Origin of the sequence: Streptomyces sp. NPDC058877, from assembly GCF_042742855.1 — a bacterium.
Lineage (GTDB): Bacteria > Actinomycetota > Actinomycetes > Streptomycetales > Streptomycetaceae > Streptomyces.
Genome location: NZ_JBHYMF010000327.1, coordinates 1 through 4,032, shown reverse-complemented (window position 1 = coordinate 4,032; position 4,032 = coordinate 1). Strand labels below are relative to the sequence as shown.

The window sequence follows — 4,032 nt, the reverse complement described above, 5'->3', positions numbered from 1 at the left end:
CCGCCGCCGCCCGGGGGCGGCCGGCCCCCCCCCCCGCCACGGCCCCCGGCCCGGGCCGGAGACGGGGGCCGGGCCCCGGCGCCGGGGGCCCCCGGACGCCCCGGGCGCACGCCCCCAAGTCGCCGAGGGCCGCCGGGCCGCAGAGGGCCCCGACCCCCTACCGGGTCGCCGGGCCGATGTCAGTCCCCGCAGGCCGGCGGCAGGGCCTCACCCGCCGAGGATCGTCGTCAGGAACTCGCCCGTCCAAGCCAGGAGTTCGCGTCCCACCACCGGCTTCCCACCGATCTTCCCGGTCGTCGGACGCGGCACCAGGATCTGGTGGACGGCCGGCTTGATGACGGTGCGCGGGTGGAGGCGCTTCAGCCTCAGCTCCTGGGACTCGCGCAACTCCACCGGAGCGAAACGGATGTTGGAGCCCTGGAGGACGATCTCGCCGACTCCACAGGCGCGGGCCAGCAGGCGCAGGCCCGCGACCAGGAGCAGGTTCTCGACCGGCTCGGGAAGCTTGCCGTAGCGGTCGGTGAGTTCCTCGCGGACGGCCCTGATGTCCTCCTCGGAGTTCGCGGAGGCGATCGACCGGTACGCCTGGAGCCTCAGCCGCTCCCCCGGCGCGTAGTCGTGCGGCACGTGCGCGTCGACCGGCAGCTCGATCTTGACCTCCAGCGGCGGCTCCTCCTCGACGCCGCCCTCCAGCGAGGCCCGGTAGTCGGCGACGGCCTCGCCGACCATGCGCACGTACAGGTCGAAGCCGACGCCCGCGATGTGACCGGACTGTTCGCCGCCGAGCAGGTTGCCCGCGCCGCGGATCTCCAGGTCCTTCATGGCGACGTACATGCCGGCGCCCATCTCGGTGTGTTGGGCGATCGTCGCGAGCCGCTCGTGCGCCGTCTCCGTGAGGGGCTTCTCCGGCGGGTAGAGGAAGTACGCGTAGCCGCGCTCTCGACCACGGCCGACCCGCCCGCGCAGCTGGTGCAACTGGCTGAGGCCGAAGTTGTCGCCGCGCTCGACGATCAGGGTGTTCGCGTTGGAGATGTCGATGCCGGACTCGACGATCGTCGTCGACACGAGGACGTCGAACTTCTTCTCCCAGAAGTCGACCACGACCTGTTCGAGCGCCTGCTCCGACATCTGGCCGTGGGCGGTCGCGATCCGCGCCTCGGGCACGATCTCGCGGAGGCGGGCCGCCGCCCGGTCGATCGAGTCCACCCGGTTGTGGATGTAGAAGACCTGCCCCTCGCGGAGCAGTTCGCGGCGGATGGCCGCGCCGATCTGCTTCTCCTCGTACGGGCCGACGAAGGTGAGGACCGGGTGGCGCTCCTCCGGCGGGGTGGTGATGGTCGACATCTCGCGGATGCCGGTGACCGCCATTTCGAGCGTGCGCGGGATGGGGGTGGCCGACATCGTCAGGACGTCGACGTTCGCCCGGAGCTTCTTCAGCTGCTCCTTGTGCTCGACGCCGAAGCGCTGCTCCTCGTCGACGACGACCAGGCCGAGGTCCTTGAACCTGGTCTCCGAGGAGAAGAGGCGGTGGGTACCGATGACCACGTCGACCGAGCCCTCCCGCAGCCCCTCCATCGTCGCCTTCGACTCGCTCTCCGTCTGGAAGCGGCTGAGCGCCCGCACCTTCACCGGAAACTGCGAGTACCGCTCGCTGAAGGTGCCGAAGTGCTGCTGGACGAGCAGGGTGGTCGGGACCAGGACCGCGACCTGCTTGCCGTCCTGGACCGCCTTGAAGGCCGCCCGCACGGCGATCTCCGTCTTGCCGTAGCCGACGTCGCCGCAGATCAGGCGGTCCATGGGGACGGTCTTCTCCATGTCCTCCTTCACCTCGGCGATGGTGGACAGCTGGTCGGGCGTCTCCGCGTACGGGAAGGCGTCCTCCAGCTCCCGCTGCCACGGGGTGTCCGGACCGAAGGCGTGGCCGGGCGCCGCCATCCGCGCCGAGTACAGCTTGATCAGGTCGGCGGCGATCTCCTTGACCGCCTTCTTCGCCCGCTGCTTGGTCTTCGTCCAGTCCGCGCCGCCGAGCCTGTGCAGGGTCGGCGCCTCGCCACCCACGTACTTGGTGACCTGCTCCAACTGGTCGGTCGGGATGTACAGCCGGTCGCCGGGCTGGCCGCGCTTGGCCGGGGCGTACTCGACCAGCAGGTACTCGCGGGTCGCGCCCTGCACGGTCCGCTGCACCATCTCGATGTACCGGCCGACGCCGTGCTGCTCGTGCACGATGTAGTCGCCGACCTCCAGCGTCAGCGGGTCGATCGTCTTGCGGCGCTTGGCCGGCATCCGCTGACCGTCCTTGCCGGCCGCCTTCTGGCCGGAGAGGTCGGTCTCGGTGAGCACGGCCAGCTTGAGGGCCGGGTCGACGAAGCCGTGGTCGATGGAGCCGGTCGAGACGTGCACGACGGACGGGGCGATCTCCGCCGGGCCGCCCGGCTTCGCGTCCAGGGAGGTGAGGCGGGCGGCGATGCCCTCGCCGCCGAGGACCTCCACCGTGCGCGCCGCCGGGCCGTGGGCCTCCGTCACGTACACCGTGCGCCAGCCGTCGGCCAGCCAGCCCTTGGTGTCGGCGAGCGCGCGGGCGGTGTCGCCCCGGTACGCCTCGGGGGCGTGCATCCCGAGGACCAACGTGTCCCCGTCGGCCGCGCCGGAGTCCGCCGCGAACGGCGACACCGACCACCAGGCCATGCCCAGCTCCCGCGCCCGGTCCCGCACGTCCGCGATGCCCCACAGCGATGCGGCGCCGACGTCGATCGGGGCCTCGCCGCCGCCGGCCGTCGCCGCCCAGGATGCCTGGAGGAACTCCTGCGAGGTCGCCACCAGGTCGGCGGCCCGGGTCCGCACCCGTTCCGGGTCGCAGACGACGGCCAGGGCGCCCTCCGGCAGCACGTCGAGCAGCAGCTCCATGTCGTCGACGAGCACCGGGGCGAGCGATTCCATGCCCTCGACCGCGATGCCCTCGGCGATCTTGTTGAGCAGCTCGCCCAGCTCGGGGTGTTCCTCGGCGAGCGCCGCCGCCCGCTCGCGCACCGGCTCGGTGAGGAGCAGCTCACGACAGGGCGGCGCCCACAGGCCGTGCTCGGCGACTTCGAGGGAACGCTGGTCGGCGACCTTGAAGTAACGGATCTCCTCGACGTCGTCGCCCCAGAACTCGACCCGGAGCGGGTGTTCCTCGGTGGGCGGGAAGACGTCCAGGATGCCGCCGCGCACGGCGAACTCGCCGCGCTTCTCGACCAGCTCCACCCGGGCGTACGCGGCGGCGGCCAGGCCTTCGACGACCTCGTTCAGGTCCGCCGTCTGGCCGCTGCGGAGCGCCACCGGCTCCAAGTCCCCCAGGCCCTTGACCTGGGGCTGGAGCACGGACCGGACGGGGGCGACGACCACGCTGACCGGACCGGCCGCCGGGTCGTCCCCGCTCGGGTGCGCGAGGCGGCGCAGCACGGCGAGGCGGCGGCCGACGGTGTCGGAACGGGGCGACAGGCGCTCGTGCGGCAGGGTCTCCCACGCGGGGTACTCGACGACCGCGTCCGGGTCGAGCAGGGAGCGCAGGGCGGCGGCGAGGTCCTCGGCCTCCCGTCCGGTCGCGGTCACCGCGAGCACGGGCCGCCCCGATTCCCGGGCCAGTGCGGCCACGGCGAACGGCCGTGCAGCCGCCGGCCCGACCAGGTCCACGTGCGGACGGTTCCCGTCGGCGGCGGCCTTCACCGCCTCGGCGAGGGCGGCGTCCTTGACGACGACGTCGAGCAGACCGTGCAGGCTCATGGACTTCCATCCCGGGTTCGGACTACGGGGGGCGGGCAACGCGAACGACCCGACACGTCTCACGGGCCGGGTGGTCTCCGGCCGCGCGGCCGGGTGCGTCCCCAGCCTACGACGTGCCACCGTCACCCGCCCGAAGGACGGGGACCGTGCGGCAGGGCGGTCCGCCCGGAAGGAGGCGGAGGCGTTTCGCCGCACGGCAAGCGGGCGCCCCGCCCGGATCGCCGCACCGCAGGAGCCTCCCGCAGCACGGACGGTCCGGCCCTGGCGCACCGC

At 73.0% G+C, this 4,032-nt stretch carries 1 protein-coding gene; it reads right to left on the bottom strand.

Features of this window, described 5'->3' with window-relative positions; genetic code table 11:
* Window positions 1-207: 207 nt before the first annotated feature.
* Window positions 208-3,759 (bottom strand): transcription-repair coupling factor, encoded by a 3,552-nt coding sequence (mfd, locus tag ACFW2Y_RS34920; protein WP_384887509.1) that lies wholly within the window; start codon window positions 3,757-3,759, stop codon window positions 208-210.
* Window positions 3,760-4,032 lie beyond the last annotated feature (273 nt).

Bases quoted from the DNA above. Each gene is read 5' to 3' on its own strand.
- mfd (WP_384887509.1), bottom strand. From the start codon at position 3,759: ATGAGCCTGCACGGTCTGCTCGACGTCGTCGTCAAGGACGCCGCCCTC.